The sequence below is a fragment of the Nocardiopsis lambiniae genome (genome assembly GCF_031845465.1).
GTDB lineage: Bacteria > Actinomycetota > Actinomycetes > Streptosporangiales > Streptosporangiaceae > Nocardiopsis > Nocardiopsis lambiniae.
In genome coordinates this window covers 34698-60778 of the sequence record NZ_JAVREP010000020.1, presented here as the reverse complement: position 1 = coordinate 60778, position 26081 = coordinate 34698, and the positions used below count along the sequence as shown (strand labels likewise).

22 protein-coding genes are annotated in these 26081 nt (G+C 73.1%); 7 read left to right on the top strand and 15 right to left on the bottom strand.

Annotation, left to right across the window (positions count from 1 at the left end):
• Positions 1-21: 21 nt before the first annotated feature.
• On the bottom strand, positions 22-1020 hold the full coding sequence (locus RM479_RS22710; RefSeq protein ID WP_311513782.1) for a LacI family DNA-binding transcriptional regulator: 999 nt from the start codon (positions 1018-1020) through the stop codon (positions 22-24).
• Positions 1021-1180: 160 nt separating this feature from the next.
• Between RM479_RS22710 and RM479_RS22705 the strand changes: the two genes are divergently transcribed.
• From RM479_RS22705 to RM479_RS22685, 5 genes are all read left to right on the top strand, one after another.
• The gene (locus RM479_RS22705; protein ID WP_311513781.1) at positions 1181-1720 is read left to right on the top strand and encodes a TRAP transporter small permease; all 540 of its coding nucleotides are present in this window, start codon (positions 1181-1183) and stop codon (positions 1718-1720) included.
• Entirely contained in the window at positions 1717-2991 is a 1275-nt protein-coding gene (locus tag RM479_RS22700) for a TRAP transporter large permease (RefSeq protein ID WP_311513780.1), read from the top strand. The genes RM479_RS22705 and RM479_RS22700 overlap by 4 nt, the downstream gene beginning before the upstream one ends.
• A 37-nt stretch (positions 2992-3028) precedes the next feature.
• A complete protein-coding gene (locus RM479_RS22695) occupies positions 3029-4033 on the top strand; it encodes a DctP family TRAP transporter solute-binding subunit (RefSeq protein ID WP_311513779.1) in 1005 nt (334 codons plus the stop codon).
• Positions 4034-4101: 68 nt separating this feature from the next.
• Positions 4102-5988 (top strand): sugar phosphate isomerase/epimerase and 4-hydroxyphenylpyruvate domain-containing protein, encoded by a 1887-nt coding sequence (locus tag RM479_RS22690; protein WP_311513778.1) that lies wholly within the window; start codon positions 4102-4104, stop codon positions 5986-5988.
• A complete protein-coding gene (locus tag RM479_RS22685; protein WP_311513777.1) occupies positions 5985-6869 on the top strand; it encodes a shikimate dehydrogenase in 885 nt (294 codons plus the stop codon). Before RM479_RS22690 ends, RM479_RS22685 begins: the two co-directional genes overlap by 4 nt.
• 15 nt (positions 6870-6884) lie before the next feature.
• On the opposite strand, the gene RM479_RS22680 is transcribed toward RM479_RS22685, so the two are convergent.
• The 7 genes from RM479_RS22680 to RM479_RS22650 all read right to left on the bottom strand — a co-directional run bounded on the left by RM479_RS22680 (position 6885) and on the right by RM479_RS22650 (position 14310).
• A complete protein-coding gene (locus RM479_RS22680) occupies positions 6885-7889 on the bottom strand; it encodes a hypothetical protein (protein ID WP_311513776.1) in 1005 nt (334 codons plus the stop codon).
• Positions 7890-7931: 42 nt separating this feature from the next.
• A complete protein-coding gene (locus tag RM479_RS22675; RefSeq protein ID WP_311513775.1) occupies positions 7932-9101 on the bottom strand; it encodes a PP2C family protein-serine/threonine phosphatase in 1170 nt (389 codons plus the stop codon).
• Between the two features lie 237 nt (positions 9102-9338).
• The gene (locus RM479_RS22670) at positions 9339-10151 is read right to left on the bottom strand and encodes an ABC transporter ATP-binding protein (RefSeq protein WP_311513774.1); all 813 of its coding nucleotides are present in this window, start codon (positions 10149-10151) and stop codon (positions 9339-9341) included.
• Complete coding sequence (locus RM479_RS22665; RefSeq protein ID WP_311513773.1) at positions 10148-11227, bottom strand: FecCD family ABC transporter permease; 1080 nt, start codon at positions 11225-11227, stop codon at positions 10148-10150. The genes RM479_RS22670 and RM479_RS22665 overlap by 4 nt, the downstream gene beginning before the upstream one ends.
• Positions 11224-12267 carry a FecCD family ABC transporter permease gene (locus tag RM479_RS22660; RefSeq protein ID WP_311513772.1) on the bottom strand — a complete coding sequence of 348 codons (1044 nt, stop codon included), beginning with the start codon at positions 12265-12267 and terminating at the stop codon, positions 11224-11226. The genes RM479_RS22665 and RM479_RS22660 overlap by 4 nt, the downstream gene beginning before the upstream one ends.
• Positions 12264-13289: an iron-siderophore ABC transporter substrate-binding protein gene (locus tag RM479_RS22655; RefSeq protein ID WP_311513771.1), complete on the bottom strand. Its 1026-nt coding sequence runs from the start codon at positions 13287-13289 to the stop codon at positions 12264-12266. The genes RM479_RS22660 and RM479_RS22655 overlap by 4 nt, the downstream gene beginning before the upstream one ends.
• Positions 13290-13500: 211 nt before the next feature.
• Complete coding sequence (locus RM479_RS22650) at positions 13501-14310, bottom strand: helix-turn-helix domain-containing protein (protein ID WP_311513770.1); 810 nt, start codon at positions 14308-14310, stop codon at positions 13501-13503.
• Positions 14311-14641: 331 nt separating this feature from the next.
• On the opposite strand from RM479_RS22650, the gene RM479_RS22645 reads away from it, so the two are divergent.
• Positions 14642-15850 carry a cysteine desulfurase-like protein gene (locus RM479_RS22645; protein WP_311513769.1) on the top strand — a complete coding sequence of 403 codons (1209 nt, stop codon included), beginning with the start codon at positions 14642-14644 and terminating at the stop codon, positions 15848-15850.
• A 137-nt stretch (positions 15851-15987) separates the two neighbouring features.
• Positions 15988-20943, top strand: a complete 4956-nt coding sequence (locus RM479_RS22640; protein ID WP_311513768.1) for a HEAT repeat domain-containing protein — start codon at positions 15988-15990, stop codon at positions 20941-20943.
• A gap of 237 nt (positions 20944-21180) precedes the next feature.
• On the opposite strand, the gene RM479_RS22635 is transcribed toward RM479_RS22640, so the two are convergent.
• The 7 genes from RM479_RS22635 to RM479_RS22605 form a co-directional block, all read right to left on the bottom strand.
• On the bottom strand, positions 21181-21396 hold the full coding sequence (locus RM479_RS22635) for a hypothetical protein (RefSeq protein ID WP_311513767.1): 216 nt from the start codon (positions 21394-21396) through the stop codon (positions 21181-21183).
• Positions 21397-21772: 376 nt separating this feature from the next.
• Positions 21773-22339 carry a DUF4291 domain-containing protein gene (locus tag RM479_RS22630; RefSeq protein ID WP_311513766.1) on the bottom strand — a complete coding sequence of 189 codons (567 nt, stop codon included), beginning with the start codon at positions 22337-22339 and terminating at the stop codon, positions 21773-21775.
• An 82-nt stretch (positions 22340-22421) separates the two neighbouring features.
• Positions 22422-23296 (bottom strand): IS5 family transposase gene (locus RM479_RS22625; protein WP_397222905.1). Its coding sequence is split into 2 segments (ribosomal slippage): positions 22422-22904 and positions 22907-23296, totalling 873 coding nucleotides; the frame shifts between segments, so codons are not numbered across the junction.
• A 44-nt stretch (positions 23297-23340) separates the two neighbouring features.
• Entirely contained in the window at positions 23341-23973 is a 633-nt protein-coding gene (locus RM479_RS22620) for an MBL fold metallo-hydrolase (RefSeq protein WP_311513765.1), read from the bottom strand.
• Positions 23970-25052 carry an S-(hydroxymethyl)mycothiol dehydrogenase gene (locus RM479_RS22615; protein WP_311513764.1) on the bottom strand — a complete coding sequence of 361 codons (1083 nt, stop codon included), beginning with the start codon at positions 25050-25052 and terminating at the stop codon, positions 23970-23972. The genes RM479_RS22620 and RM479_RS22615 overlap by 4 nt, the downstream gene beginning before the upstream one ends.
• Positions 25053-25107: 55 nt before the next feature.
• Positions 25108-25377 (bottom strand): cytochrome P450, encoded by a 270-nt coding sequence (locus RM479_RS22610; protein ID WP_311513763.1) that lies wholly within the window; start codon positions 25375-25377, stop codon positions 25108-25110.
• Between the two features lie 200 nt (positions 25378-25577).
• Positions 25578-25982 (bottom strand): cupin domain-containing protein, encoded by a 405-nt coding sequence (locus RM479_RS22605; protein WP_311513762.1) that lies wholly within the window; start codon positions 25980-25982, stop codon positions 25578-25580.
• Positions 25983-26081 lie beyond the last annotated feature (99 nt).

Sequence of the window (26081 nt, the reverse complement as noted above, 5' to 3'; positions counted from 1 at the left end):
GCGCCGGGAGCCGGGCGGGCGTCAGGCGGCCGGGCCGGTGGAATCGCGGATCACCAGGTGGGAGGGGAGCACCACCTGCTGGGGTGCCGGCTGCGAGCGGGAGAGGGACCCCTTGCGGATGAGGAGTTCCACCGCGGCCCGGCCGGCCTCCTCCTGCGGACCGGCGACCGTGGTCAGGGCGGGGACGCACAGGTCGGCGCCGAAGATGTCGTCGTAGCCGACGACGCTGACCCGCCCGGGCACCGGGATCCCGCGTTCGGTGAGCCGGCGCAGGACGCCGATCGCCAACAGGTCGTTGTGGGCGACCAGGGCGGTGGCCTCCGCGGCCAGGGCGGCGTCCGCGGCCGCGCCGCCGCCGTCGACCTTGGGCGGGAAGGGGCCCAGGCGCCGGGCCGTCATGCCGTGCCGTTCGGCGGCGGCGCGCAGGGCGCGCCAGCGCTGTGAGGCCGTCCAGGAGCGGTGCGGGCCCGACAGGTAGACGACGGAGCGGTGCCCCAGGGAGGCCAGGTGCTCGATGATCTGGCGGCTGCCGGAACCGTTGTCGACCACCGCGCCGGGCAGCCCCTCGACCTGGCGGTTGACCAGCGCGAGGTTGTACTCCCGGGCCAGTTCCCGAGTGGTGTCCTCACGCAGGCGGCTGGCCGCGAGCACGAATCCGTCGACGGAGCGGGACAGGCGCTCGATCTGGTTGCGCTCGTTGTCCGCGGACTCCTCGGTGTTGGCGAGGATGAACGTCAGCCCGGCCTCGCTGGCGCGCTTCTCGGCGCCGCGGATGGTGCCGAAGAAGTGCGGGTTGGTGATGTCGGGGACCAGCATGGCGATGGTCGCCTTGTGCCCTGACTGCAGGGCGGTGGCCAGCGGGTCGGGGCGGTAGCCCAGGCGTTCGGCGACGGCGACGACGTGGTCGCGGGTGACCGGGTTGACCCGTCGGGGGTTGTTGAGGGCCCGCGAGACGGTGGAGGCGGCCACGCCCGCCTCCCGGGCGACGTCGTAGATGGTGGTGCGCCGGGGGGAGTTCATGGCCCCTGTCTACCGTCCTGCGGCAACATTTGGCAATCGCTTGCCATTCAATCCGTGGGAAACCTAGAGTTCACGGCACGGCCTCACGGGGCTGTAGCCCACGTCACATTCGCCGCGCTGATCAGCGCGGACGCCCTCCCCGAACCTGAAACCGACGCGTATGACATCGATTCCGCACCCTCCCGATCCGACGACACCGCGCACCCGCCCGGCCGTCCTGCGCTGGCTGGAGAGGGCCGAGCTGACCACCGGCGCCGTCATGCTCACGGTGATCTTCGCCCTGATGCTCACCCAGGCCGTGCAACGGCACCTGCCGCTGGCCGGCTGGGTCTGGACGGGCGAACTCGCCCGCTACGGCCTCGTCTGGCTGACCTTCTCCGTCGCCGGGTACCTGGTCGGCCGGGACGAGCACATCACCCTCAAACTCGTCGACTTCTTCCTGCGCGGGTGGGCGCTGCGAGCGGTGTGGATCCTCGCCAACCTCGTCGTGGCCGCGGTGTCCGCGGGCCTCGTCGTCGAGGCCTTCGCCCTGGTCTTCGGCGGCTCGCCGCAGACCACCCCCGCCCTGGGCATCCCTCTTTCCTGGACCTACGTGATCCCCATGATCGGCCTGACCCTCGCCGGGCTGCGCGCCCTGGCCAACACCCTGCTGCCCACGCCCCCGGCGCTGGAGACTCCGCCGCGGGAGGACGAACGATGAGCGCGACCCTGGTGATCCTGGGCATCCTCCTCCTGTTGGTCCTGCGCGTACCGGTGGCCTTCGCGATCCTGGGCCCCTGCCTGCTCTACATGTCCCTCACCGACCAGTCGACCGGGCTGAGCCTGCGCACCGCCGCCCAGGAGGTCAACAGCTTCCCCCTGCTGGCCGTGCCGCTGTTCATCCTGCTCGGCGTGGTCGCCAACCACACGGGCATCGCCGACCGCATCTTCGCCTTCGCGCAGGTGCTGCTGGGCCGGGTCCGGGCGAGCCTGGGTTACGTCAACATCGGCGTCAGCCTGGGGTTCTCCTGGATCAGCGGCGCGGCCATGGCCGACGTGGCGGGCATGGGCAAGATGATGGTCCCGGCCATGACCCAACGGGGCTACCCGCGCCGGTTCACCCTCGGACTGACCGCGTCGTCGAGCCTGATCAGCCCGGTGATGCCGCCGAGCATCCCGGCGATCGTCTACGCCTCCGTCGCGGCCGTGTCCACCGCCGCGCTCTTCGCCGCCGCCGTGGTGCCCGCCCTGCTCGTGGCCGGCGGACTGGCGCTGTACGTCTTCGTCTGGAGCCGCAGGCAGCCGCAGCTGGCCGGACGGCGCTCCGAACCGGGAGAGCTGCGCCGGGCCTCCCTGCGGGTCATCGGCCCCCTGGGAGCCCCCGTCATCCTCCTGGGCGGCATCCTCAGCGGCCTGTTCACCCCGACCGAGGCCGCCGCCGTCGGTGTCGCCTACGTCGTGGTCCTGGGACTGTGCTACCGCCGGTTGGGCCTGCGCTCCCTGTGGGGCATCACCGTGGAGACCGCCACCACGGCCGCCTCCATCGCGCTGATCCTGGCCGCCTCGGGCCTGCTGGGCTGGGTCCTGGCCCGGGAGCGCGTCCCCCAGGACATCGCCTCGTTCCTGCTCGGCTTCACCGACAGCCCCGTGGTCTTCCTGATCATGGTGAACGTGGCGCTGATCGTCATCGGCGCGCTGCTGGAGCCCATGGCGGCCCTGGTCATCACCGTCCCGGTCCTGCTGCCCATCGCCGTGCAGTTCGGCGTGGACCCGGTCCACTTCGGGGTGATCGTCATCCTCAACCTGATGATCGGCCTGCTCACCCCGCCCATCGGCGGTGTCCTCTTCGTGCTGGGGTCGGCCACGCGCACCCCGATGCACGAGGTCTTCCGCGGCACCGCCCCGTTCCTGATCCCGATCGTGGCCGTCCTCGTCCTGCTGACGCTGGCACCCGATCTCGTCCTGTTCCTCCCCGGACTGCTGGGTCTGTGACCCCGCTCCATCCCCCACCACCGAAGGAGACCCTCGCATGAACCGCATGCTCCGCCTGCCGCTGCCCGTCCTGGTGACCGTGCTCGCCCTCACCGCCTGCTCCTCGTCCTCCGACACCGACGACGCGGCGGAGGGCACCACCCTGACCTTCTCCAACAGCTACACCGAGGACCACCCGCACACCCGCTGCGGGATCGACCTGGTCGCCGAGCGCGTGGCCGAGGCCGACGTCGACCTGACCGTCGACACCTTCCCCAACAGCCAGCTCGGCAACAACACCGAGACGTTCGCCTCGGTGATGTCCGGGGACATCGACATGGACGTGCAGGGATCGGCCGCGCTCGGCGCCGCCCACGGCCCCATCGGCGTCTTCGACGCCGCCTACGCCTTCGACGACGTCGACCACATGTTCTCCTTCTTCGACTCCCCGGCCGCCGACCCGATGAAGGAGGGCTTCACCGAGGTCACCGACGCCCACATCCTCGACGTCTGGTACTTCGGCGAGCGCCACTTCACCGCCAACGAGGCGATCCGCTCCCCCGAGGACCTGTCGGGGCTGCGGATGCGCTTCCCCGACTCGCCCATCTACCTCGCCAACGCCGAGGCCATGGGGGCCAGCGCCACCGCCGTCGCCTTCGAGGAGGTCTACATGGCCCTCCAGCAGGGCATCGTCGACGGCCAGGAGAACCCGATCGCCACCATCGCCGCCGACAACTTCGACGAGGTCCAGTCGCACATCAGCCTCTCCGGCCACCAGATCGGCTCGCAGATGATCGTGGTCTCCGGCGCCACCTGGGACGGCCTGAGCGAGGAACAGCAGGAGGCGCTCCAGGAGGCGGTGTCCTCGGTCCGCGCGGACAACCGCGCCTGCATCGAGGAGGCCGAGGCGGAGGTCCTGGCCGACTGGGAGGCCACCGGCGCCATCGAGGTCGTCGACGACGTCGACGTGGAGACCTTCCGCGAGCAGGTCCGGGAGTACTTCATGGAGAACCTGGAGGGCGAGGAGCTGGAGCTCTACCAGAGCTTCCAGGAAGCCCGCTGACGCGTAGACCGCACCATCGTCCGGGCGCGTCCCGCTCGCGCCCACTCACGGAATCGGAGTCCGTTCACATGCGGCGTTCCATCGCCACCGTCTGCCTCAGCGGCACCCTGGAGGAGAAGCTGAGGGCGGCGAGCCGGGTCGGCTTCGACGGGGTGGAGATCTTCGAGAACGATCTCATCGCCTCCCCGCTGCGCCCCCGGGAGATCCGGTCCCTGGCCGACGACCTCGGTCTGGACATCGATCTCTACCAGCCCTTCCGCGACTTCGAGGGGGTGGACGACGCCCGGCTGGCGGAGAACGTGCGCCGCGCCGAGGCCAAGTTCGCCCTCATGGTGGAGCTGGGCGTGGACACCGTCCTGGTCTGCTCCAACGCCACGGCCACGGCCATCGACGACGACGGCCGGGCCGCCGCCCAGTTGCGGCTGCTGGCCGAGACCGCCGAACCCTACGGGGTGCGGGTGGCCTACGAGGCGCTGGCCTGGGGGACGCACGTGTCCACCTACGGGCGGTCCTGGGACCTCGTCCGGCGGGCCGACCATCCCTCGCTCGGTCTGTGCCTGGACAGTTTCCACATCCTGTCGCGCGGGGACGATCCCTCGGGCATCCGCGACATCCCGGGGGACCGGCTCTTCTTCCTCCAGCTCGCCGACGCGCCCCGGATGAGCATGGACGTCCTCCAGTGGAGCCGGCACCACCGCTGTTTCCCCGGTCAGGGCGGGTTCGACCTGGTGGCGTTCACGGAACACGTGCTCGCCGCAGGGTACAGCGGTCCGCTGTCCCTGGAGGTCTTCAACGACGTCTTCCGGGCGGCCGACCCCGAGCGGACCGCCGCCGACGCGCTGCGTTCGCTCACCGTGCTGGAGGACTCCCTCGCCCGCCGGGGCGAGGGGGTCCCCGGCGGGCGTCCCGCCGTGACGCTCACCCGCCTGCCCGACCCGGTGCCGCCGCGCGGGTTCGGGTTCGTGGAGGTGGCCGCCACGCAGGAGACGGCGGGACGCGTCCGCTCCGTGCTCTCCGCGCTGGGGTTCGCGCACGTCCGGGACCACCGTTCCAAGCCCGTACAACTGTGGGAGCACGGGCGCGCCCGGATCCTGCTCAACGCGACCGACCCCCGCCTCGGACACACCTGGGACTCCGCCGCGGCCATCACCGCGCTGGGCGTGGACCTGGACGACCCCGAACAGGTCGGGAACCGGGCCGAACTGCTGTGCGCACCGGCGCTGACCCGACGGCGGGACCGGGCCGAGACCCCGCTGCGGGCCGTGGCCGCCCCGGACGGCACCGCCGTCTTCCTCTGCCCGGTCGGCGAGGGGGGCGAGGACCCGTGGCTGGCGGACTTCTCGGCGCCCGCCGTCGAGGACGTCCGTCCCGGCGGCGACACCCCCGTCACCGGCATCGACCACGTCGGGCTGCACCAGCCCTTCGACCACTTCGACGAGGCGTCGCTGTTCTACTCCGCCCTGTTGGGGTTGGCCGCCGGTGAGAGCACCGACCTGGCCTCCCCCGACGGGCTGGTGCGCAGCCGGGCGCTGTCCCTGCCCTCACCGGACGAGGGGCCGCGCATCGCCCTCAACGTCTCCGTCATCGGGGACGGCCCTCACCCCGACCCCGCCCGGGGCGTCCAGCACATCGCCCTGGCCTGCGACGACATCATCGCCGTGGCGGAGGCGGCGGTGGCGGCCGGGCTGCCCCTGATGCCCGTCCCGGACAACTACCACGACGACCTGGCGGCACGCACCGACCTGCCGCCGCACCGAAGAGAACAGATGAGACGGCTCGACATCCTCCACGACCACGATCCCGACGGCGGGGGCGGGTTCCTCCACTTCTTCACCCCCCTGCTCGACGGGCACCTCTTCTTCGAGGTGGTGCAGCGCGTCGACGGATACCAGGGGTACGGGGCCCGGAACACGCCGGTGCGCATGACCGTCCACCGGACGGGGCGGGCCGCGTGAGGGCGACGACGGAGACGGATCGTCAGGGGCGTTCCTTCCTGGTCGGGTTGATCGGTTCGGGCATCGGCCCCTCCCTCACCCCGCCGATGCACGAACGCGAGGCGGACCGGCTGGGACGACGGCTGGTGTACCGGACGATCGACATCGACGTGTGGGGGCTGCCCCCCGAGTCCGTGGGGGAACTCGTCCGGTCGGCGCCGCGGTACGGCTTCGACGGCCTCAACATCACCCACCCGTGCAAACAGGCCGTCCTGCCCCACCTGGACGGGCTCACCCCCGACGCGGCGGCGCTGGGGGCGGTCAACACGGTGGTCTTCGAGGGGGACTCGGCCATCGGTCACAACACCGACTGGTCGGGGTTCCTGGAGGCCTTCGAGATCGGCCTGCCCGACGCGGCCCGGGAGCGGGTGGTCCTGCTGGGGGCCGGCGGGGCGGGGGCCGCGGTGGCCCACGCCCTGCTCACCTCGGGCACCGGGGACCTGGTGATCGTGGATCCGGAGGTGGACCGGGCGGACGCCCTGGCGCGCGCCCTGATCGCGCGGTTCCCCGGGCGGTCCTGTCGTGCGGCCCCTCCCGGGGACGTGGCGGCGCACGTGTCCCCGGCCGACGGTCTGGTGAACGCGACCCCGATCGGCATGGCCCACCATCCGGGTCTGCCGTTGCCGGCCGCGTTGCTGCGACCTCCCCTGTGGGTGGCAGACATCGTCTACCGGCCCCTGCGCACGGCCCTGCTCGACGAGGCCGAACGGCGCGGTTGCGCCACCCTGTCCGGTGGCGGCATGGCCGTGTTCCAGGCGGTGCGGGCCTTCGAGCTGATCACCGGGCTCGCCCCGGACCGCGATCGGATGAGGGCCCACTTCGCCGACCTCGCCGCGAACTGACGGCCCCGGGACCCCTCAGCCAGCCGAGGGGTCCCGGCGGGTTCCAGCGGGGTCGAGGACGTCCACGAACCGCCTTCGCACGTCGTCCAGGTCGGACGACTCCACGAGGACGGTGAACGTGTTCTGCCGCTCCTCCGCCCGTTCCAGCAGGTAGCGGCCTTCGACCTCCCGGACCCGGTAGCGCTCCTCGGAGAACCCGAAGGTGACGCAGCGGCCGGACCCGAACCGCTGCGCGTCCAGGTGGCGTTCCCCGGCGAGCCGCAGGATCTCGGGGGTGACCAGGTCCAGGGCCGCGGCCTCCGCCAGGACGTCCAGCAGGGGTTCGCCGCGCTCGGCCCCGTAGGCCCGCGCGATCTCCTCGAACCCGGCCCCCGCCAGCCGCCGGACCCGCTCCTGCCCCGACGTCCCGCGCGCGAACCCGACCAGGGGCAGCCCTGGACGTCGCGGGGCGTCGCGGTCGCCGATCACCGACATGAGCACCCGGCAGGCGTCCTCCCACACCTCGGTGGTGTGGAGGGGCGCTCCGACGGTCGGCGGCAGGTTCGACCGCCGCCGCAGCACGTACCGGTCCCCGACCCGGCTCAGACGGTGGGACTCCGACCCCCGCGAGGCGACGAACGGGTTCCCGAACAGGGTCCGGGTCGGTGCCCCTCCGCAGGCCCGGATCCACCCGGCGACGGCCTCGGGGAGTTCGTCGAACGCGATGTCGCGCACGCCCTTCGGGGCATCGGGCCCGGACAGGATCTCCCAGAGGTGGGCGCACGCCTCCTCCTCGGTGCGGAACCCGGCGGGCTCGGGCCCCGTCGTGTCACGGGCGAAGCGGACGGGGCGGGTGAGGTCGCGGACCGTCACCACGTAGCGGTGTTCGCCGAGGTGGTAGAGGTTCCACGCGCCCCGGCAGTACCCGCCGCGCCTGGCGGACGGCCCGGTGGGGCGGAAGGGGTCGTGGCGGCCGTCGTAGGCGAGGTGGGCGTCGTGACCGGCTTCGCGCAGCCGGCGCTGGAGTTCGAGGAAGTCCACGAGGCCAGTGTCCCAGGGGGCGCGCCCGGGGGCGGGACCCGGTCAGCCGTGCCATTCGCAGAAGAGCACCGTGGCGTCGTCGTTGAGCCTGTCGTGGTGGTACCCCAGCACCGCGTGCATCAGGCGTCGCAGCGTCTCGGGGACCGGCATGTTGTCGACCTGGTGGCGGATGATGAAGTCCGCGAACCGATCGACGCCGAACTCGTGCCCCCGGGAGTCGCGGGCCTCGATGATGCCGTCGGTGTACAGCAGCACCCGGTCCCCCGGCTGGAGCGGTTCACAGCACACCGTCACCGGTAGGCCCAGGTCCATCCCCAGCGGGTGGGAGGGCTCGCACTCCAGTTCGCGGACCTGCCCGCCGCGGATGAGGATGGGCGGCAGGTGCCCGCAGTTGACCCAGTTCATCTCGCCGGTGACCAGGTTCAGCTCGGCCAGGATCGCGGTGGCGAAGCGGGTGCGGACGAACTCCTGGATCAGGGTGCCCTCCACCCCCTGGTGGATGTGGGAGAGCGGGGTGCCCTTGCGGCGTTCGTTGCGAAAGGCCCCCACCGCCAGGTTCGCGATGAGCCCGGCGGCGTTGTCGTGGCCCATGGCGTCGAAGATCGCCAGGTGGGCGGTGTCCCCGACGAGGGCGTAGTCGAAGGAGTCGCCGGCGTTGTCGTAGGCCGGTTCGGTGGCGGCGGAGATCGTCACCCGGGCGTCGGCGAAGGTGCCCGGGGGCATGAGCGTCCACTGCATCTCGGCCGACACCGACATGGATCTGGTGCGGATCAGCCGGGCGTAGGCGTCGCTGTTGGAGCGTTTGGCGATGACGAGGAGCCCGACCAGGGCGGCCAGGTCCCGCATGGCCGAGCGGTCGGGGTCGCCGGGGTAGCACACGTGCAGCACGCCCAGCCGTTCGGCGCCCTCCAGGATCGGCACCCAGTAGCGCCCCTCCTGCTCCTCCCGGACGGTCACGCCCGTGACGTAGGCCTGCCCGGCCGGGGAGCCGTCCACCGGCAGGTCCCGGCCGCCCCGGCGGGCGTCGTCGCCCTCACCGGTGACCTCGCGCAGGACCTGCTGTTGGTGGTCGGCGAGGTAGAAGCGGGCCTGGGAGAGGCCGGCGAAGTCGGCCTTCTTGGCCACCAGCGCCGGAAGCTCCTCGAAGGTGGCCAGGTGCCCGGCACGGACCAGGGAGACCATCAACTCGTTGGACGTGTGCTGTACGGGCATCGCGACACCCCGGGATCCGGTGCGGAGGCCGTCCGTCCCGAGAACGCCCGCCCGCAACGCCATGTCGGCCGAAAGGTACATCTTCGCACGCCGGAGCCGGTACGCACAGGATCCACCCGACCCGGGCCCTCGTGAGGCCGCGCCGGTCCGGCCCTTCCGCCCCGGCGCGCAGAGGCCGGGAGGACCGCGCCCCGGGCCCTGGGAACGGACCGATCCGCCGGCGCGCGGGGCCCGGGGTCAGGCGGTCGGAGCCGTGTCGTGGTGTCGGCCGATGGGCAGCATGAGCGGTTTGCCCGACACCGGGTCGGTGATGATCCGGCTGCGCAGCCCGAACACCGCCTCCACCGTCTCGGGTGTGAGCACCCGCGCGGGGTCCCCCTCCGCGTGCAGGCGTCCGTCCGCCAGGGCGATGAGGTGGTCGGCGTAGCGGGCCGCGAGGTTGAGGTCGTGCAGGACCATCACGATCGTCGTGCCGAGCGTCCGGTTGAGGTCGGTGAGCAGGTCCAGCACCTCCACCTGGTGGCTGACGTCCAGGAACGTCGTCGGCTCGTCGAGCAGCAGCAGGTCGGTGCGCTGGGCCAGCGCCATCGCGATCCACACCCGCTGACGCTGCCCGCCCGAGAGTTCGTCGACGGAGCGGTCGGCCAGCTCCAGCGTCCCCGTCGCCTCCAGCGCGGCGGCCACCGCCTCGTCGTCCTCCCGGCTCCACCGCGCGAACCTCCCCTGGTGGGGGTGGCGGCCACGGCCCACCAGGTCGCTCACGGCGATCCCCTCCGGGGCGATCGGGGACTGCGGCAGCAGGCCGAGCGTGCGGGCGACCTCCTTGGACGGCATCCGGTGGACCCGCTTCCCGTCCAGCAGCACGTGTCCGGCCCGGGGCGACAGCAGCCGCGCCATGGCGCGCAGCAGCGTCGACTTGCCGCAGGCGTTGGCCCCGACGATCGCGGTGATCCGCCCCGGCGGGACGGTCAGGTCCAGGGACTCGATGACGACACGGTCCTGGTAGCCGAGGGTGAGGCCCTCGACGAGGAGTGAGTGGGCCGTGGTCACAGGGAGCCTCCCGCGCGGTGGGTTCGGACGATCAGGTAGACGAGGTAGGGGGCGCCGAGCACCCCGGTGACGACCCCGACGGGGTAGCGGACGCCGAACAGGAACTGGCCGGCGAAGTCCGCCACCAGCACCAGCAGCGCCCCCACCAGCGCGGCGGGGACGAGCAGGGAGCCGCCCGGGCCCACCAGGCGCGCCGCGATCGGCCCGGACAGGAACGCCACGAACGCGATCGGGCCCGCGGCGGCGGTCGCGAACGCGATGAGTCCCACGGCGGTGACGATGAGGAGCAGTCGGGTGCGGTCCACCCGCACGCCGAGGGCCGAGGCGGTGTCGTCGCCCAGTCGGAGCGTTTCGAGGTCGCCGGCGCGGGACAGCAGCACCGGGGCGAGCACGGCCACCGCGATCACCACGGGGACGACCTCGTCCCAGGTGGTGCCGTTGAGGCTGCCGGTCAGCCAGCGCAGCGCCTCCTGGAGGTCCCATTCGGCGGCCCGGTCCAGGATGTGGGCGGTGACGCTTTCGAGCATGGCCGCGATGCCGATGCCGATGAGGACGAGCCGACCGCCCGACACCCCGTTCCGGTACGCCAGCAGGTACACGAGCACGGCCACGGCCAGGCCAACGACGATGGCGAAGACCGACACCCCGGCGCCTTCGAGGGAGAGCACCACGATCGCGAACGTGGCCGCGGCGCCCGCCCCCGCGCTGATACCGATGATGTCGGGGCTGGCCAGCGGGTTGCGGAGCATGGTCTGGAAGGTGACGCCGCCCAGGCCGAAGCACAGGCCCGCCACCACCGCCAGCGCCGCCCGGGGCAGCCGCAGCCGTCCGACGGTGAACGACGCCCCGGGCACGTCCTGGCCCAGGACGACCCGGACGACGTCGGCGGGCGGGTGGAAGGTCCGCCCGAACATCAGGGTCACGGCGAAGGCCGCGACGATCAGGACGCTCAGCACGACGACGACGGCGAACCGTCGTCGGCCCCGGCGCCGCCGCCCCCGGGAGACGGTGTCGACGGCCCCGGCGGCCGGAACGGCCGGTGGGACCCGCGTGGTCTTGGTGACGGAACCGCTCACAGTGCACGGACCTTGTGTCGGCGGACGATGAAGATGAAGAACGGGGCGCCGATGAGGGCGGTCACGATGCCGACGGCGACCTCCGAGGGGCGGGCCGCGATACGGCCGACCACGTCGGCGGCCGTCAGCAGGGCCGCGCCGCCCAGCGCCGAGAAGGGCAGCAGCAGGCGGTGGTCGGTGCCGATGAGCATCCGGAACAGGTGGGGGACCACGAGTCCGACGAACGCGATGGGGCCGGTGACGGCGGTGGTCGCCCCGCACAGCACGACGGCGCCCAGGGAGGCCCCGGCCCGGGCGGTGGCCACCCGGGTGCCCAGCCCGGCGGCGAGTTCGTCGCCCAGGGCGAGCAGGTCCAGTCCCCGGGCGGAGAGCAGGCACAGGAGGCCGCCGACGACCAGGAAGGGCAGGACGTGGGAGAGGGAGTCGAACGTCCCGCCGCCGACGCCGCCGATCTGCCAGGAGCGGGCCCCGTCGGCGATGTCGTTGCGCCCCAGGATCACGGCGCTGACGAACGAGGCCAGGGCGGCCGAGGTGGCCGCTCCGGCGAGCGCGAGTTTGAGGGGGGTGGCACCGCCCACGCCCAGGGAGCCGATGACGTACACCGACACGGCGGTGACACCGGCCCCGGCGATCGCGATCCAGATGAAGGAGGTGGGCGAGGCCAGTCCGAAGTAGGCGATCCCGGTGACGACGGCGAGGGAGGCGCCCATGTTGACGCCCAGGATGCCGGGGTCGGCCAGCGGGTTGCGGGTCACGCCCTGCATGACGGCGCCGGCCAGCCCCAGGGCCGCCCCGGCGAGCACGGCGAGCAGGGTGCGCGGGACGCGCTTGGCGACGGCGGCCCGGTCGAAGCCCTCGGTGTCGCCGCCCAATGCGGCGACGATGTCGGGCCAGGCGACGACGCGCGAGCCCACGGCGACCGAGGCGAGCATGAGGGCCAGGAGCACGAGCAGGAGGAGGAGCAGCCACAGGGCCTTGGCGCGCCTGGGGCGCCGCACGATGGCGACGCCCGAGGCGGTGGAGGTGTCGTGCACGGTCACTCGGCCTTGTCGGCGGCCTCGGCCAGGAGCGACAGGTAGTCGTCGAGGACCCACGGGATCGCCAGCGGGGTCGGGTTGGCGGCGGTGCCCAGCGGGTCGCTGCCGGGCAGGGCGACGATCGCGCCGTTCTCGACGGCGGGCATCTGGGACAGCAGCGGGTCGCCCTCCAGCGCCTCGACGAGTTCGTCGCCGCCGTAGGTGACGATGATGTCGACGTCGGAGAAGGCGTCGGCCTGTTCGGCGCTGTGGGTCAGGGAGAACGCGTCGGTCTCGGCGGAGGCGGCGGCGACGCTCTCGGGGGTGAGCAGGCCCAGGTCCTCGAAGAACAGGGCGCGGGTGTCGTGGGTGGTGTAGAAACTGACCTGGCTCAGGTCGGTGGTGTCGACGTGGGTCAGGAACATCACCGATCGGTCTTCGAGCGCGGGGTGCTCGGCGGCGGACGCGGCGATCTCCCGCTCCAGCTCGGTGATGAGCGCCTCGCCCTCCTCGGCCATGCCCATGGCCTGACTGTTGAGCGTGATCATGTCCTGCCAGGGGGTGCCCCAGGCGGTCTCGGGGTAGGCGACGACGGGGGCGATCTCGCCGAGGGTGTCGTAGTCCTCCTGCGTGAGCCCGGAGTAGGCGGCGAGGATGACGTCGGGGGCGGTGTCGGCGACGGCCTCGAAGTCGATGCCGTCGGTCTCGTCGAACAGCACGGGGGTCTCGGCGTCGAGCTCTTCGAGCCTCTCGGCGACCCAGGGCAGGAGGCCGTCGCCGTCGTCGCCGCCGAAGTTGGCGGCGGCCATGCCGACCGGCACGACCCCCAGGGCCAGCGGGACCTCGTGGTTGGCCCAGTTGACGGTGGCGACCCGCTCGGGCCGGGAGTCGATGACGGTGCTGCCCAGGGCGTGCTCGATGGTGACGGGGGTCCAGTCCCCGGAGCCCTCGCCCTCCTGCGCGGTGGGGGACGACGAGCAGGCGGCGAGCCCGACGGTGAGCAGCCCGGCCGCGGCGACGGCGACGGGCGTGGGAACGCGGGACATGGGGTCCTTCCGGTCAGGGGACTGCGGCGGCGGCGCTGGGAGCGTCGGGGCCGGACTCTCGCGTCGGCGGCGCGTGCCGAGGGAGCGCACGGGGCGCGACCACGAGAGATAAGGGTTGCCTAACCAAAGTTAGGGTGCATTCACCTGGCGCGCAATCGCGCAGATGTGACACCCTTTGTCGCGAAACGGACAGCGGATGTCCGGATCGCCGTCACCGCACGCGGAACCGACCCGGACTCGTCCCCGTGATCCGCCGGAAAGCCGTGCCGAACGCGCTCACCGAGTGATAACCGACACACGCGGCCACCTCTTCGATGTCCTCACCGTGCGCCAGCAGCGTGATCGCGTGCCGCACCCGCGCCGTGGCCACCCAGCGGCTGAACCCCAGACCGGTCTCGGCCCGGAACGCCCGCGTGACGGTGCGTCCGCTCACCCCCAACCGCGCCGCCCACGCCGCCAACGTCGTGGTGTCGGCCGGATCCTCCAGCACGGCCGACACGATGGGCGCCAGCAACGGCGACTCGGGGATCCGCAGCAGGATCTCGTTGCGGGCCGGCGCGATCAGGTCCAGGACCATGGCCTCCGTCCGGGCCCGCTCGTCCGCGCGGAGCTCCTCGCCGTCGAGCCTGCCCAGCAACAACCGCAGCAGCGGGGTGACCTCCACCGCGACCGGCCGGTCCGCGATCGAGGGCACCGCGTGCACCCCGAACTGTGCCGCCCGGTGCCAGGTCCCGGCGGGCGTCCACCCGCAGTGGCGCACCCCGGCGGGGATCCACAGACCCACCGTGGACGTGATGGTCCACACCCGCGGACCGATCGTCGCCGACGAGGCGCCGCGCTCGTTCCACAGCAGCTCGTGGGTGGGATGGGAGTGCTCCTCCCAGAAGGTGTCCCGGGCGATGACCTTCTCGGTCCCCCACACGACGAACGGCACGGCGATCTCACCGGCCTCGTAGGAGGGCAACCGGCGGTTGTCGAACACCCGGTCCCGGGCACCGGCAAGGACATCTCGTCTGACCACGTCGTTCAGGGTATGCGCCGTCCTTCCGACCCTCACCGGCCGGTGGTGCCGAAGAGCGCGGCGGGCCCCGGAGAGCGGGGAGGGGATCGGCTGCGGGGTGAGCGGTGGCGGGCCCCTCGGCCCCGACCGGGGGCAGGACCGGACCCGGCTCGTCCGCGACCCGGAGCACGACGGGCCCCCTGCGGTGGCCGGGGCCGAGGGCGGTCGGGCGCACGGCCTCCCCGGGGCCTCCTCCGAGCGCGAGGACTTCCGTTCCTCACCGCCGAAGGGATACACCTGTACGGGGCCGCCGCACGACGACGGGCCCGCACGCACTCGACGGAGGAGCCCCATGACGGCGTTCGACCTCACCGCGTTCCGCGCGCGATTCCCCTCCCTGGCCTCGGGGATCGCCCACTTCGACGGCCCCGGGGGCACCCAGACCCCCGCCCGGGTCGGGGAGGCGATCGCCCGGACCCTCACCGGCCCCCTCTCCATCCGGGGCGCGTCGGTGGCCTCGGAGGCCAACGCCGAGGCCGCCGTCGGGGCGTTCCGCCGGGCCTACGCCGACCTCCTGGGGTGCGCTCCCGAGGGGATCGTGTACGGACGCAGCGCCACCCAGCTCACCTACGACTTCTCCCGGCACCTGTCCCGGGGCTGGGGCCCCGGCGACGAGGTCGTCGTCACCCGCCTGGACCACGACTCCAACGTCCGCCCCTGGGTGCAGGCCGCCGAGCGCGCGGGCGCGACGGTGCGCTGGATCGACTTCGACCCGCTCACCGCCGAGCCCGACCTGTCCGACCTGGACGGCGTGGTCAACGGCCGGACCCGCCTGGTCGCGGTCGGGGCCGCCTCCAACCTGCTGGGCACCCGGTTCCCGGTGCGCGTCGTCGCCGACCGCGCCCACGCCGTGGGCGCCCTCGTGTACGTCGACGGGGTCCACCACGCCGCCCACGCGGTCGTGGACGTGCGTGAACTGGGCGCCGACTTCTACGTGTGCTCCCCCTACAAGTTCCTCGGCCCGCACTGCGCCGTCCTGGCCGCCGACCCCGCCCTGCTGGCGACCATCACCCCCGACAAGCTGGTCCCCTCCACCGACGCCGTCCCCGAACGGTTCGAGTACGGCACCCTGCCCTACGAGATCATGGCCGGCGCCACCGAGGCCCTGGACCTCACCGCCGAACTCGCCCCCGCCGGCGCCGACCGGCGCTCCCGTCTGGCCGCCGCCCGCACCCTGTTGGAGGAGCACGAGCAGGCGCTGCGCGGCAAGGTGGAGGCGGCGCTGGCCGAACTGGGGGACGACGTGGTCGCGCACTCACGGGCCGCCGAACGCACTCCCACGCTGTTCATGACCTTCCCCGGACGCCGCAGCGCCGACGTCTCACGATTCCTCGCCGAACGCGACGTCCTCGCACCGGCGGGGAGCTTCTACGCCCATGAGGCGTTCGCCCGCCTGGGCGTCGACGACACCGCCGGGCTGCGCGTGGGCATGGCGCCCTACACGAGCGAGGACGACGTCGACCGCCTGCTGACCGGCCTCACCGATGCCCTGCGCGCCTGAGGTCCCGTGCCGTGAAGGCCCTCCCGTGCCGCGGGGCCGGCGAGGACGCCCCCGGGGGGCGCGGGCTCGGTCCGGTGGGCGGTTCCGGGGCTCGGAAACGGCGTGAGAGACCGCCGCGGATGGCCTAGGATCCGGGCGTGCCGCACCGACCCGATTCCGAGCCCCGCCCGGCCCGTCGCGACCACCCGGTCGACGACGCGGCGCGCCTCCTGCGCGACCCCGGCTCCCGGTGGCGGGGCGTGCTCCGCCTCGCCGACGCGCTGGACTCGGGCGCCGATCCCGACGCGGTGTGGGCCGCCGCGGGCACGGCGCTGCCCGGCGACCTGGACGGCCCCGCCGAGGCGGTGCTGGCGCTGGCCCGCGTCCACGAACGGTGCGGGGCGCGGACCGACGGCCGTCCCTGGCCGGCCTGGCGCACCGCCGACCTGCCCGTGCCGGTTCAGGTAGCCTGGCTGCGCGCCGAACTGCACGCCGCACCGGCCGAAGCGCTGCGCCGCGAGCCGCCCGGCGAACTCCTCTACCAGGCCGCCCGGCAGACCGACACCGCCCGCACCCGCCTGCCGGAACCGCTGGTGGCCGCCCTCGCCGAGAGCGGCGACCCGGTACTGGCGGCCGAGGCGCTGCGCTGTGTCCGCGAAGGCCTGCGCACCGGACTCCTCGCGCCCGCCCCGGCCCGTCGCCACACCGTCCGATTGTTGCGCGCAGGAGCGCCGGGCGTGGTGGCCGACGCACTGCGCGAGCTCTGCGAGCCGTGGGCGATGCTGGAACCGCTGTCCGCCGGCCTGCTGACCGGCCTGCTCGCGGGCGGGCCCCACGGCCACGAGGTGGCCGCGGCGGCGCTCACCGCCGCGGCCCGCCACGGCCACGGCGACCTCGTGCGACGGGCTGTGACCGACCCCGACCTGCCGCCGGGCGCGCGCCGACGCGCCCTCGAACTCCTCGGCGACCTGGCCGAGCGCGACGACATCGCTCCCCTGGTGGACCTCGCGGCCACCGACCCGCCGCTGTGGGGCCGGGCCGCGCTGACCTGTCTGAGCGGGCTGCACCGGCGCGGGCACTTCCCGCCACCGGAGACCGCCCCGACCGTGGTCGCCCTGGCGCTGGCCGACCACTCGATCCCTCCCCGCGAGGCCGCCACGGTGCTCTACACGTGCCGGCGGCGGGCGTGGGGTCCACTGAACGAAGCCGCTCCGGACGACCCCTCCTGGCCGCGCCGCCTGGACCTCCTGCTCGCCCTCGCCGAGCAGGGCACGGCGGACCTGCCCGTCGGAGCGTTCGTCACCCGGCTGCTGCCATCGGCCGCGGCACCGGCGCCCTTCCTGAACGCCGTCCGCGCCCTGCGCCACCAGGACGCGGAGGAGGCGGTGCTCGCGCTCCTGCCGACCGCACCGGCGCCCGCCCTGCGCGCCCTGGAGACCATGGGCGGGGAACGGACGGCACGCGCCCTGGCCGAAGGGCTCGGCCTCGCCGATGAACGCGACGGCGAGGGGAGCCTCCCGCGGGATCCGGCCGCCGGAGACGCCGGCACAGCCGCGCGGGCCGAAACCGGTGCCGACGGCGGGGCGGGCGAGGATGAGAACTCGGCGCCAGGCCCCGCCGACCCGCCCGCGGAGACCGGTATCGCGGTCCCGCTGCGTCCGGTGCGGCATGAGGCGCTCACCCTGCTCTGGCGGCTGACCGACACCCCGGAGCGGCGCCGGACCCTCCTCTCCCGGCTCGATCCGCACGACCTCCCCTCCGGTGTGATGGCCGATCTCGGCGCGCCGGACCCGGCGGAACTGGCCGTGCTGGCCGCCCGCCTCGATCCCGACGATCCCGTGGGCTCGCTGCACACGGTGGCCGCGCACGGCGACGCGACCCCTCACGCCGTGCTGTCCGACCTCCTGCTGCGGGTGGTCGGCGACGTCGCGGCGGCCCGCGAACCCGACGCGGGCCCCTGGCCGCTCGGCGAGGGCGGCTCCCCCGAGGAACCCAACGTGCCCCAGAAGGTCGTCGACGCGCTGAGCGACCTGGGGCGCCGGCTCCACGCGCGGGGCCGTATCCGCCCGGTCAGCCTGCTGGACGCCGCCGACGGCCGGGCCGCCGGTCGAGCGTTCACCGCAAGCCTCGCGTTGGACCTGGTGGAGCGCCCCGACCTGACCGACAACGAACTCGTCGTACTGCTCGAACTCCTGACGCGCGTGCCCTTCCCGGGAACCCGTCCACGAGTGCACCGGCTGCTGCGCCACCGGGACCCGCACGTGCGCAAGCACGCGATCGCCCTGGTGGCCGGGCGGCCCACGGACGAAGAGGACGACGCGAGCGACGTGGGCGACGGGGCGCGTGCTCTGTCCGCCTCGCTCGTCGCGTTGACCTCGGCCCCCGATATCCAGACCGTCCGACAGGCCGTCAGCGCCCTGGGCCGCGCACGGGCGCGCTGGGCGAGCGGAGCGATCGCCGCCTGTCTGGACCACGCGAACATGAACATCCGCAAGACCGCCGCCCGGGCCCTGGTCGAGGCGGGCACCCCCTCCGCCGTTCCAGCGCTGCTGCGCCACCTGGGGCGCTCCGACAACCCGGGGCTGCGCGCGGAGCTCCTGCGCGCCCTGGGCGCGGTCCTCGGCGAGACCCGGACCGCGACGGTGCTCGCGGCGGCCGAGGGCTGCGCCAAGCAGGCCCGCCGCCGGCTGCTGCGGAGCCTCGACGGCCTCCTGCCGCTGCACACGTGCGCGGCGCTGGCCGACCAGGGGTCGCCGACGGCCCGGGATCTGCTCGTCCTGGTCGACGCGGGCGACGTCCGCCTGGCCGACGGCGTACCCGAGGACCTGGCCGCCGCGATGTCCGCGCACGAGGTCACCTCTGCCGCGGGCGCGACGTCGGGTCAGGGTCACGCGAACGCGGCGGCGGACGCCGACGTCGAAGCCCTGCTGCAACGGGGGTGGGACGCGAAGGTCGCACTGCGGCTGGCGGCCCGGCCGGAACCGCCCGACCCCGAACGGCTTCGGCGCCTGCGTCCCCGCCTCGCGGAGTTCCTGCGGCTCGCGGAGTCCGGGCCGACCGCGCGCGTGCTTCGACTCGCGCTGTCGGCGTGCCCCGCGCCTCGATCCGAGGGAGAACGGCGCCTCCTGGCACGGCACGCCCCCACACTGGTGGACGGCCTCGCCGATCTGGCGGCGGCGTCCGGTGGCTCCCACAGGGTGTCGACCGAGATACCGTCCGGCCCCGGAGAACCCGGCGCGGTCCTGGTCGATGAGCTGGTGGACGGCCTGGTCCGGGCTCTGGAGGAGGCGGCACCGATGCTGGCCGCGGACGAGGCCTTCGCGGTGGTGGAGCGGCTGCGCGCCCTGCCCCTGGGCGCCGTCGACGGCCGCCGAGCGCTCCGGTCCCTGCGCGTACTGGGCGCGGTGCCGATACGGTCCGATCTGGACCGGGCGCTGGCCGCGGCCCGGTCGGGACCCGATCCCTGGGCGGCCGAGACGGCCGTTCTGCGCGAGGCGTTCGGGATCGGCACGGAGGAGGGGCGCTCCGACGCCCTCCCCCCGCACGAGGCGCACGCGCCCGGCGCCGACGACTGGTACCACGCTCTACGGGCGGCGGTGCGCTCGGCCACGGATCTGGCGGACCTGCGCGGCACGGACCTGGCCGCCATGGCCGACACGGACGTGCGGACGGAAACGACCGACGAGCCGGACACGACCGGAAGAACCGGCGCGACCCAGCGATCGAACACGACCCACGGTCCGGGTACGACCACGGAGGCCGGGGCGACCGGTGGGATCGGTACGCGGCGGCGCCTGGCCGCCCTGGTCGAGGTGTACGCGACCGCCGAACCACAGGCGCGCCCCTTGCTCGTGGACTGGATGTGCGCCCTTCAGCCGCTCGGCGCCCCGCCCTGGACCATCGGAGAGGACGACCGAGCGCTCCCGGCGCCGCGCCCACGCGCCGTACGCGACGACGACCTCGACCAGCCGCTTTCCCTCGCCCTGCGGGAACGGCTGCTGGCCCTGCTCCGGGATCCGGGGCACCAGCGCCACGACGGGGCCGCCCTCAGGCTCGCGAAGTGGCCGGATCCGCGGGTACGCCGGGAGGTTCTCGACGCCTACCTGCGCGGACACGTCATGCTCTCGTTCGGCTTCGACTTGCGCGACACCCTCACCGATGCCCTGGCCACGGCCGACCCCCGGGTCTGGCGCGCGAAGGAGATACGAGCCGAACGCCTCCTCCACGTGGCGGCGTACCTGACCCAGGAAGCCCTCCTGCCCCTCGTGCCCCTGCTGTTGGAGTGGTGGGAAGACGGCTCCGCCGCCCTGCGCCCGGACGTGGTGAACCTCCTGCACCGCGTCCCCGCCGATGTCCTCGCCGGCCACCTGCGCGAGCGCGTCGAGTCCGGTGGCCACGGATGGCTCGATCTGCTCAGGGGCCGACCGCTCCTGCGCACGGCCTGGCTCACCCGAACCGTCGACCGGCTGCGTGCCCAGGGCCGTACCGACCTCGCCGACGATCTCGTACTCGTCGACGGCCCGGTCTGCCCGCCCGGAACCGCCGCGCGCCGCGCCGACGCCGTCCTGCGCACCCTGCGCGAGCGCCGTCCGCCCAGGGCCCGGCCGGAGCCGCCGGGGAGCCCCCGGGCGGACCTCCTCCGCCTCGCCGGGACCAGCGACCCCGAGATGGCGCGCCGAGCCCTGCGTGCCCTGGTCGAGGACCATCGCGGTCCCGGCCCGGACACCGATCCCGTGCTGGTCGACCTGCTCACCGATCTCATGGAGCGGTCGCGCCCCAAGGTCCGCCTGTACGCCTACCGGGCCGCCCGGGAGCTCCTGGACCGCGACACCCACCTGCGCCTGACCGTGCTCCTGCTCGACGACCCGCGGCCGGACGTGGTGCGCATGGCCGCGCGGACCCTGTGCCACGCCCGTTGGGAGGCCGCGATCCCCGAGGTGGTCGGCCTGCTCACCCACGCACACGCCGTGGTCCGGTCCACCGCCGCGCAGGGGCTCACCGACCTGGGTGCGGCCGCCGTCCCCGCGCTCAGGTACGCCGCCGACCACGCTCGACCCGACCGGCGCGGCACCTACGCCGAGGTCCTGGCCCGGATCGAGGCCGATCACGACTGATCCACTCCGCGGAGTCCAGAGCGCCGACCCCTCGGCCCCGTGGGCGAGGAGCGCGTGGTTCGACAGGTCCGCATCGGCGTAGGCCCCGCCCTGGCCGGAGAGGACACGAGGGTAGGCACCTCGTCCAGGAGTCCGGGAATCCGGGAGGACCCGGGTCGGTGGAGCAGGGTGTCGCAGACTCGGCCGCCCCATCCCTGGCCCGCACCGTCCGGGGTACGGATGACGCAGGCCGGATCCTCACTCGGGCCCGCGCACCCGCCGCCTTCGGCCAGGCACCCGCGCCGCGCCGGGGTGCTCCGCCTCGATCGACGTTCCGAGGCTTTCCCGGGAAGGGCGTGCCACCGAAACCCGGGAGGCGGCGTTCGCGGCCCGGTTACAGGCGTGCAGGGTCGCCTGAAGCGTCTGCGCCTGCTCAGGCGAAGGCAACAGCTTCACCCGCACGACCACCTTCATAATCGAACACGTTAACGAACACGGGCGCCAATGGTGGGCCGAACCGGAAAACCTGCCAGAGGAATCCCCGGAGCACTGACCCATTCCGCGAGCGGAGCGATTCCTCCCGGGCGTGAACGCCCGGGCCTCCTCGGCGAACAACGGTGAAGGTGGTCATCGTCTTCCTCCTGGGCACCACCCGCCTCTCGGATGGCCTGTCGCCAGCTCACACCTTCCCCCAGGGACAAGGTCAATCCCAGCACCGAGGGGGTCCGGCCGGGCCGGACCCCCTCGTGCCGTGACAGCTCTAGGTGTATCGAAAGTGCTGGCAGGAACCGTTTCATCGGCGTCAGGTGTCAATCGGCGCGGTGTACCCCGGCTCCGTGGCAGTCGGCAGTCACCCACCTGCGGAAAGGCGGTTTTCCAGTGCCCGAGGCAGCGGGTAGGCGCGCTCTGCGGGGAACAGCCGCTGGGCTTTTGCGGCATGCCCGGTCTGTGTCAGGGAAGCAGCCTTGCGGACCTGCGGGGTGAGGTCGGTGAGACTCACAATCCAGTCGTCGGTGAACGTGCGAATCAGATGGCGGCCAATGCCGACCTGGATGCTGTAGTGGTTAAGCGCCGCCCCGCGCGGCGAGCGCTCCGGGTCCCACTGGACATGGACGGCCGCCTCGGCGACGGCCGCCGGGTCCGCGGTCGTGAGCACGGCCTGGGACAGAGCCTCCTCCCAGCCCTCCCGCGTTATTCGCACCGCGAGAACGCGCTCTTGACCGGTTTTGCGGGCCCAGTTGCTGCGGTGCATCAGCCACATGAACGACGGCTTGATCCACGTCATCCTGTGGAATGAGAACGGCGCAACGAAGCGGCCCGCCCGCAGTGCCGCGTCGGCGATGGCAGGCGTGTACGCCTGGTAGACCACGATCGTGCGAGCGTCGTAGTCGGCACGAATCTGATATTGGGGTGCCATGCGCCGTACCCTGCCATCCGTCCCATGAGCCTCGCGAACCGTTTTCTCGCACTTGCCGCGCAGCCGGTTGCGAAAGTGCTGGTCACAGCCACTCGTTGATGGCCGCAACGAGGACAGTCGCTTCGTAGCGGACGGCGAGTTTCTCGTAGCGGGTGGCCACCGCGCGGTGCCTCTTGAGGCGGTTGATCCCGCACTCCACCGCGTGGCGCTCGCGATAATCGGTCTTGTCGAACTTCGGCGGACGGCCGCCGTGGGAGCCAAGTTTCTTGCGGTTGCGGACATGGTCAGCCTTGTCGGGGATGGTGCAACGGATACCACGACGCCGCAGATGGGCACGGTTCTTGTGGGAGGCGTACGCCTCGTCGGCCCGCACCCGGTCCGGTCGGGTGCGGGGCCTGCCGGGCCCCAGCCGATGCACCCGGATCTTCTTCAGTACGGGCTCGAACTGAGGAGAGTCCCCGCGCTGGCCGGCCGTGATCACGATGGACATGGGCTTCTGACCCTGCTCAACGGCGAGGTGCAACTTGGTGGTCAGGCCGCCGCGCGAGCGTCCGAGCCCATGGTCCTCGGGCTCGGACGTGAGGCCGCCGGGCGGTTCCTTCTGAAGATCCCCCTTCTCCTTGCTCCGGCGGCGTGCCGGTGGGCCCGGCAGACGGTGGAGTCGACGTTGATCTCCCAGGTGATCAGCTGCTTCGCGTCGGCCTGGGCCTGCAGTTCAGCGAAGATCCGTTGCCAGGCGCCGTTCCGCTGCCAACACCGGAACAAGTCGTACACCCGACACCACGGGCCATACCGCTCCGGCACATCCCGCCACGGCGTCCCGGTTCGGGTCCGCCACCGTATGCCGTCGATCAACTGCCGCCGGGTCCACACCGGCGGGCGCCCCGGCTTCTTGCCCGCTGGCAACAGCGACTCCAGGCGAGCCCACTGCGCATCCGTCAGATCACCACATGCCACAAAGCGAGTTCATCTCACCTCAAGATCCACTTTCGATACACGCCCTAGTGGCCGCGGGCGATCCATTCCTGGAGGTGGGGAGCCTCGTCGCCGATGGTGGTGGACGGGCCGTGGCCGGTGTGCACGGCCGTGCCGGGCGGCAGGCCGAGCAGCCGGTCCCGGATGGAACCGATGATGGTCGGGAAATCGGAGAAGGATCGTCCGGTGGCCCCGGGCCCGCCCTGGAACAGGGTGTCGCCGGAGAACACCGCGGCCAGGTCGGGCGCGTACAGGCAGACCGCGCCGGGACTGTGCCCCGGCGTGTGCAGCACCGTCAGCTCCGTGCCGGCCACCGCCAGCCGTTGTCCGTCACGGAGTTCCCCGTCCGGTCGGGTGTCGGGGTGCCGCGCCCGCCACAGCATCAGGTCGTCGGCGTGCAGGAGGACCGGCGCCCCGGCCCGGGCGGCCAGGTCGGGAGCCGCGTCGATGTGGTCGTCGTGGCCGTGGGTGGACACGATCGCCGACACCCGCCGACCGTTCACCGCGGCCAGGATCGCGTCGGCGTCGTGCGCCGCGTCGATGACGATCACCTCGGCGTCGTCCCCGACGATCCAGACGTTGTTGTCGACCTCCCAGCTCCCGCCGTCCAGGGTGAACAGGCCCGAGGTGACCACGTGGTCGATGCGCGCCCCGCTCACAGGACCACCACCGAGCGCAGCACGTCGCCGTCGCGCATGGTGGCGAAGGCATCCTCCACCCCGTCGAGCGGGATGGTCTCGGAGACGAACGCCCCCAGGTTCAGACGTCCCTGGAGGTACAGGTCGATGAGCATCGGGAAGTCCCGCGAGGGCAGGCAGTCGCCGTACCAGGAGGACTTCAGCGAGCCCCCGCGCCCGAACACGTCCGCGAGCGGCAGTGAGAGGCGCGCGTCGGGGGCCGGCACGCCGACCAGGACCACGGTCCCGGCCAGGTCCCGGGCCTGGAACGCCTGCTCGTAGGTGGCGGGGGTGCCCACGGCGTCGATGACCACGTCGGCCCCGTGTCCGCCGGTGAGGTCGCGCACGGCGGCCACCGGGTCGGTGGTCGCGGCGTTGACGGTGTGCGTCGCGCCCAGTTCCCGGGCCTTGGCGAGCTTGCGCTCGTCGAGGTCGACGGCGACGATCGTGGTGGCCCCGGCCGTCCTCGACCCGAGCACGGCGGCGCTCCCCACACCCCCGCAGCCGATCACGGCGACCGAGTCGCCCCGGCCCACGCCCCCGGTGTTGACGGCGGCGCCCAGTCCGGCCATCACACCGCAGCCGAGGAGTCCGGCGACCTCGGGTTCGGCGGCGGGGTCGACCCTGGTGCACTGTCCGGCGGCGACGAGGGTCTTGTCGGCGAAGGCGCCGATCCCCAGGGCCGGGGAGAGTTCGGTGCCGTCCTCCAGGGTCATGCGCTGTGTCGCGTTGTGGGTGTCGAAGCAGTACCAGGGGCGTCCGCGCAGGCAGGCCCGGCAGCGGCCGCACACGGCACGCCAGTTGAGGACGACGAAGTCGCCCGGTCCCACCTCGGTCACCCCGGGGCCGACCGACTCCACGATCCCGGCGGCCTCGTGGCCGAGCAGGTAGGGGAACTCGTCGCCGATCCCGCCCTGGCGGTAGTGCAGGTCGGTGTGGCACACACCGCAGGCCTGCACCTTCACCACGGCCTCTCCGGGGCCGGGGTCGGGGATGACGATGGTCTCGACGGAGACCGGTGCCCCCTCGGCTCGGGCGATGACGCCGCGTACGTGCTGCATCGTTGTCCTTCCTGTGGCGTTCACGGCCCGCGGGGCGGGCCCGGACGGCGGTCGTTCAGACGGTGCGGACGCGCACCGGCATCGAGGACCAGGCACGCAGGGTGTTGTCGAGGTGGCGGACGGGCGTGTCCGCGAGTTCGATGTGCTCGACGCGCTCGGCCTGGGCGGTGAGCAGCGACTCGGCCTCCAACCGGGCGACGTGTTGGCCCACGCACTGATGCAGCCCCATGCCGAACCCTACGTGGGCGGAGGGGTCGCGTGTGAGATCGAAGGAGTCGGGGTCGGTCCAGTGTCGCGGGTCGCGGTTGGCGGCGCCCGGGAACATACGGTGGAGGGCATCGGCTCGGTGTCCTACACGGTCGTCCCCGGAACCCGGCCGGTCCCCCTCCCCCGAGGCCGCCGTCGGCCCCGCGACCGTCCGTGAACGGCCCGGCCCAGGAGACCCGACCCCGGGGCGGGGTCTCCTGGGCGGCCCGTCCGACGGGGCCGTCGTGGCGACCGGTGCCGCGCACGGTCGGGGGCGGGCTACGCCGGGCGTTCCGGGTCGTCGGCCGGTGTCGGGTGCACGGTGCCGTGCGGGTGCTCGGCGGGGGCGTACACCGAGTACAGCTTCAGGGGGACATCGCCCGCGTTGACGATGTTGTGCCAGGTCCCGGCGGGAACGAGAACGGCGGAACCGTCCCCCGCCTCGTACACGAGGTCCACCTCGTCCCGGGAGGGCCCCATCTCCACCCGGGCCTCACCCGCCTCGACGCGCAGGAACTGGTCGCGGTCCCGGTGCACCTCCAGCCCCACGTCCCCGCCGGGTTCGATGGACATGACGGTGACCTGGAGGTTCCTCCCCGTCCACACGGCGGTGCGGAAGTTCCCGTTCCGCTCGGTCATGTCCTCGATGTCGAGGACGCACGGTTCCGGGCCCCGATCTTCCATGGCCGCCCCTCCCTCACTCGTCCGCACCCGGGAAGCCGCGGGGTGCGATGGCGCCGGCCGGAGGTCGCGTCCCCGGGCGACGGGTGGCTTCGAGGGATC

Coding starts and splice junctions, on each gene's coding strand:
- RM479_RS22710 (WP_311513782.1), bottom strand. CDS start 1,020: ATGAACTCCCCCCGGCGCACCACCATCTACGACGTCGCCCGGGAGGCG.
- RM479_RS22705 (WP_311513781.1), top strand. CDS start 1,181: ATGACATCGATTCCGCACCCTCCCGATCCGACGACACCGCGCACCCGC.
- RM479_RS22700 (WP_311513780.1), top strand. CDS start 1,717: ATGAGCGCGACCCTGGTGATCCTGGGCATCCTCCTCCTGTTGGTCCTG.
- RM479_RS22695 (WP_311513779.1), top strand. CDS start 3,029: ATGAACCGCATGCTCCGCCTGCCGCTGCCCGTCCTGGTGACCGTGCTC.
- RM479_RS22690 (WP_311513778.1), top strand. CDS start 4,102: ATGCGGCGTTCCATCGCCACCGTCTGCCTCAGCGGCACCCTGGAGGAG.
- RM479_RS22675 (WP_311513775.1), bottom strand. CDS start 9,101: ATGCCCGTACAGCACACGTCCAACGAGTTGATGGTCTCCCTGGTCCGT.
- RM479_RS22655 (WP_311513771.1), bottom strand. CDS start 13,289: ATGTCCCGCGTTCCCACGCCCGTCGCCGTCGCCGCGGCCGGGCTGCTC.
- RM479_RS22645 (WP_311513769.1), top strand. CDS start 14,642: ATGACGGCGTTCGACCTCACCGCGTTCCGCGCGCGATTCCCCTCCCTG.
- RM479_RS22635 (WP_311513767.1), bottom strand. CDS start 21,396: ATGAAGGTGGTCGTGCGGGTGAAGCTGTTGCCTTCGCCTGAGCAGGCG.
- RM479_RS22630 (WP_311513766.1), bottom strand. CDS start 22,339: ATGGCACCCCAATATCAGATTCGTGCCGACTACGACGCTCGCACGATC.
- RM479_RS22615 (WP_311513764.1), bottom strand. CDS start 25,052: ATGCAGCACGTACGCGGCGTCATCGCCCGAGCCGAGGGGGCACCGGTC.
- RM479_RS22610 (WP_311513763.1), bottom strand. CDS start 25,377: ATGTTCCCGGGCGCCGCCAACCGCGACCCGCGACACTGGACCGACCCC.
- RM479_RS22605 (WP_311513762.1), bottom strand. CDS start 25,982: ATGGAAGATCGGGGCCCGGAACCGTGCGTCCTCGACATCGAGGACATG.